The organism is Marseilla massiliensis (genome assembly GCF_016899855.1).
Taxonomy (GTDB): Bacteria; Bacteroidota; Bacteroidia; order Bacteroidales; family Bacteroidaceae; genus Prevotella.
In genome coordinates, this window is record NZ_JACJJG010000170.1 from 1 (window position 1) to 3,184 (window position 3,184).

The window sequence follows — 3,184 nt, forward strand, 5'->3', positions numbered from 1 at the left end:
GTGTGCAAGTCCTCTCTGGTCTTCCTCCTCCTGGATAGAGCCTACGCGCTGGGCGATGTAGAAGTTAACACGATGTTCGGGATAACCGTTATGGCGGATGTAATAAGTAAGGCCGTTAGGCAATTTGCCTATCCTCACAGCTGTGTCGACGGGTATCGGCGGCAGTTGCATGCCTTGTGCCATAACCGCTGCCGCGCTTGTAATGAAAAGCACGACAGCCACAAGCAAGTGTTTTAATTTCATAAAAATTTGTTTAAAATGGTTCTACAAATATAGGTTTTTATTATTTCAAGATTGCCGTTTTTATGCCAAATTTAATAATTTTTATATCTTTCGTAGTCGAAAACGGCTATTACATATAATAACAGATTGCGGGCGTAACTTCAGCCGTCGCTGTACTCAAGAATGTCTCCCGGCTGGCATTCGAGCTCACGGCAGATGGCTTCGAGCGTGGAGAAACGCACGGCGCGGGCCTTGCCCGTCTTCAGGATGGACAGGTTAGCCTGGGTAAGGCCTACCTTCTCGGCCAACTCGCCAAGCGAAATCTTGCGTTTAGCCATCACGACGTCGAGGTTTACTATTATTCTTCCCATATCTTAAACGGTAAAAGGTAAAAAAGTGAAAATGTGAAACGGCAAGGCATTCGTGTACTTCACTCCTTTAGCCTCATCAACTCTTTCAGTTCAATTTATTCCTTAATTTACTTATATCGTCAGTTCCTGGTCCTCCTTCAGCCTAAGACCGATGGCGAAAGCCTCGGCCATTACGAGCGAGAAGAGGCCGAAAATAATACCCGAAAGGTTTGCGGCCGAGCCATAGTCGACGTTATATCCGTCAAGGCTGAACACCTGTTGGGCAAGATACGTGTCGTAACAGCCGTCGGCCGTGGCGATAATCCCCGCCCCTACAAGGCACCAGCCCATGACTCGCAGCAGCCGTAAGTTGCCCCGCATGAATATCCGGTTCTTGTTGACATTGCGCACGAAGAGGACAAACGACACGAATGCCGCGGCCGACAAGACGCCGAACAGCAGCGTATAGAGCAGCTTAAAAATCACCGTTAACAAGCCCGTAGGCCCGTCCATGGGCACTATCAGCTGCGTAGGCCATGCCTGCCGGCATTCGCCGGTGGCCTTATCCGTCATGACCTGAGCGTTGTCCTGCGACAGTTCTGTCGGCAACAAGGATATGCTGGTAAAATTAGATTCGGCAATATCCCTGTTCTCCATGGCATGCTGCATACCGCTGGAGAAACCTGCGATGAACACGTTTGACATTGAAAGAATGTCGCATACGAGCACCACGAAGATAAGAATACAGAACAGGTTGAGTTTCTTTTTCATGTAATGTTTGCCTTTTTTGTCCGTCATCCGCTGCCGTACTGACAGGCGGCAGCGGATTTACGACACTTATTTATTATATTGAGAGAGTATTTACGGCTTCTATCCGTATTATCGTTATTTGATGATTATTTATCGTTTTTCGATATGCAAATGTACGGTAAATATATTAATGCTCCAAATTTTTTCAATAAATATTTATCGAAAAACGATAATTTAACAAATATTTGCAGGCCAACGGCATACCCACAACCTCCGTCTGCCGTTTGCACTGATGCAAACATGAAATGCCGAAGGCCGTCTTTCGCGTTGTAAAAGACGGCAAACCGCAAGCTAAAAGGCCGCCTTTTGCGTCGCGAAAGGCGGCCTTTTACAAAGTCTCTGAATATCAGAACGTTAGCGTTTCATGTTGCGCGGGTGGTGCTCCAGTATCTCCTGGCGCAGTGTATGTGTGTCGATATGGGTGTAAATCTCGGTCGTACCGATACTCTCATGCCCCAGCATGGCCTGTATGGCGCGCAGGTCGGCGCCTCCCTCAAGCAGCGCCGTGGCGAAGCTGTGGCGCAGGGTGTGCGGGCTTATGGTCTTGTCGATACCCGCCTCGGCGCCGAGCCGCTTTATCATTATTAGTATCATGGTGCGCGTAAGGTGCGCCCCGCGGCGGTTAAGGAACACGTAGTCCTCCTCGCCGGGCTTGATGTCCATGTGGTTGCGGTCGTCAAACCAGAAGCGGAGCTGCCTTATCGCATTGTCGGAGATGGGCACAAGGCGCTCCTTACGCCCCTTGCCTATCACCCGGATGAAGCGGTCTGCAAGGAAAAGGTCGGACAGCTTAAGGTTGACAAGCTCGCTCACGCGCAGCCCGCAGCTGAACAGCACCTCTATGATTGCCTTGTTGCGCTGGCCCTCCCACTTGCCCAGGTCTATCGCCTGCTCAAGTCTGTCAACCTCGTCGGTGGTCAGCACCTCGGGCAAATGCTCGCCCAGCTGCGGCGACTCGAGCAGCTCGGAGGGATCGTCATCTATGAATCCGTCAGTCTGCAGGAACTTGTAGAACGACCTCACGCCGCTCAGTATCCTGCATTGCGAGCGCGGGCCAATGCCCAAGTCGTGCAGACGGGCGGCAAAATCACGCAGGTCGGCCAGCGTGGCGGCAGTCGGGTCAATGCCTCTATCGCGTAAATGCTTGAGCAGCTTGTCTATATCGCGCATGTAGGCGTCAAGGGTATTGGGCGCAAAATTGCGCTCCAGACGCATGTACCGCTGGTATGCCTTGGCTATATTAGCCGTCGTTTTGTCCTTGTTTTCCATTTATTTTAGTATTTTTGCAGCGTGGAGCGGCGTTGCGTAGGCAATACGTCGCCATGCCATTGCAAAGTTAAACAAATTTGTCCGATTATGAAAATACTTGTATTAAACGGCCCCAACCTTAACCTTTTGGGCACGCGCGAACCAGGGATTTACGGCCGCAGCTCGTTCGACGACTACCTGCCTGAGCTGCGCGGACGCTTTCCCGACGTAGAGATAGAGTACTTCCAGAGCAACATCGAGGGCGTACTTATCGACAAGATGCAGGAAGTAGGCTTCACTTACGACGGCATTGTGCTCAACGCCGGCGCCTACACCCATACCAGCGTGGCCCTGCAGGACTGCATACGCTCGCTCCGCTGTCCCGTCGTTGAGGTCCACATATCCAACGTACACAAGCGCGAGGAGTTCCGCCACAAGTCGCTTATCTCGTGCGCATGCCTCGGCGTGATATGCGGTTTCGGGCTCGACTCGTACCGCCTTGCCGTGGAAGGCTTACTAAATCATAAATCATAATTCACAATTCATAATTGGGT

Annotated in this window: 5 protein-coding genes; 1 reads left to right on the top strand and 4 read right to left on the bottom strand. The window is 51.2% G+C overall.

The genetic code is table 11. The features are described from left to right. From H6A34_RS13965 to xerA, 4 genes are all read right to left on the bottom strand, one after another. Positions 1-243, bottom strand: a 243-nt coding sequence (locus H6A34_RS13965) for a hypothetical protein (RefSeq protein ID WP_205106012.1), incomplete at its 3' end; no start/stop codon positions are given. Between the two features lie 140 nt (positions 244-383). Next, on the bottom strand, positions 384-593 hold the full coding sequence (locus H6A34_RS13970; protein WP_021947920.1) for a helix-turn-helix domain-containing protein: 210 nt from the start codon (positions 591-593) through the stop codon (positions 384-386). A gap of 111 nt (positions 594-704) precedes the next feature. Then, entirely contained in the window at positions 705-1,343 is a 639-nt protein-coding gene (locus H6A34_RS13975; RefSeq protein ID WP_205106013.1) for a DUF2975 domain-containing protein, read from the bottom strand. Between the two features lie 393 nt (positions 1,344-1,736). Then, positions 1,737-2,651: a site-specific tyrosine recombinase/integron integrase gene (gene xerA, locus H6A34_RS13980; RefSeq protein WP_205106014.1), complete on the bottom strand. Its 915-nt coding sequence runs from the start codon at positions 2,649-2,651 to the stop codon at positions 1,737-1,739. An 87-nt stretch (positions 2,652-2,738) separates the two neighbouring features. Here xerA and aroQ point away from each other — a divergent pair, with 87 nt between their 5' ends. Continuing rightward, on the top strand, positions 2,739-3,164 hold the full coding sequence (gene aroQ, locus H6A34_RS13985) for a type II 3-dehydroquinate dehydratase (protein WP_021947923.1): 426 nt from the start codon (positions 2,739-2,741) through the stop codon (positions 3,162-3,164). The last annotated feature ends 20 nt before the right edge of the window (positions 3,165-3,184 follow it).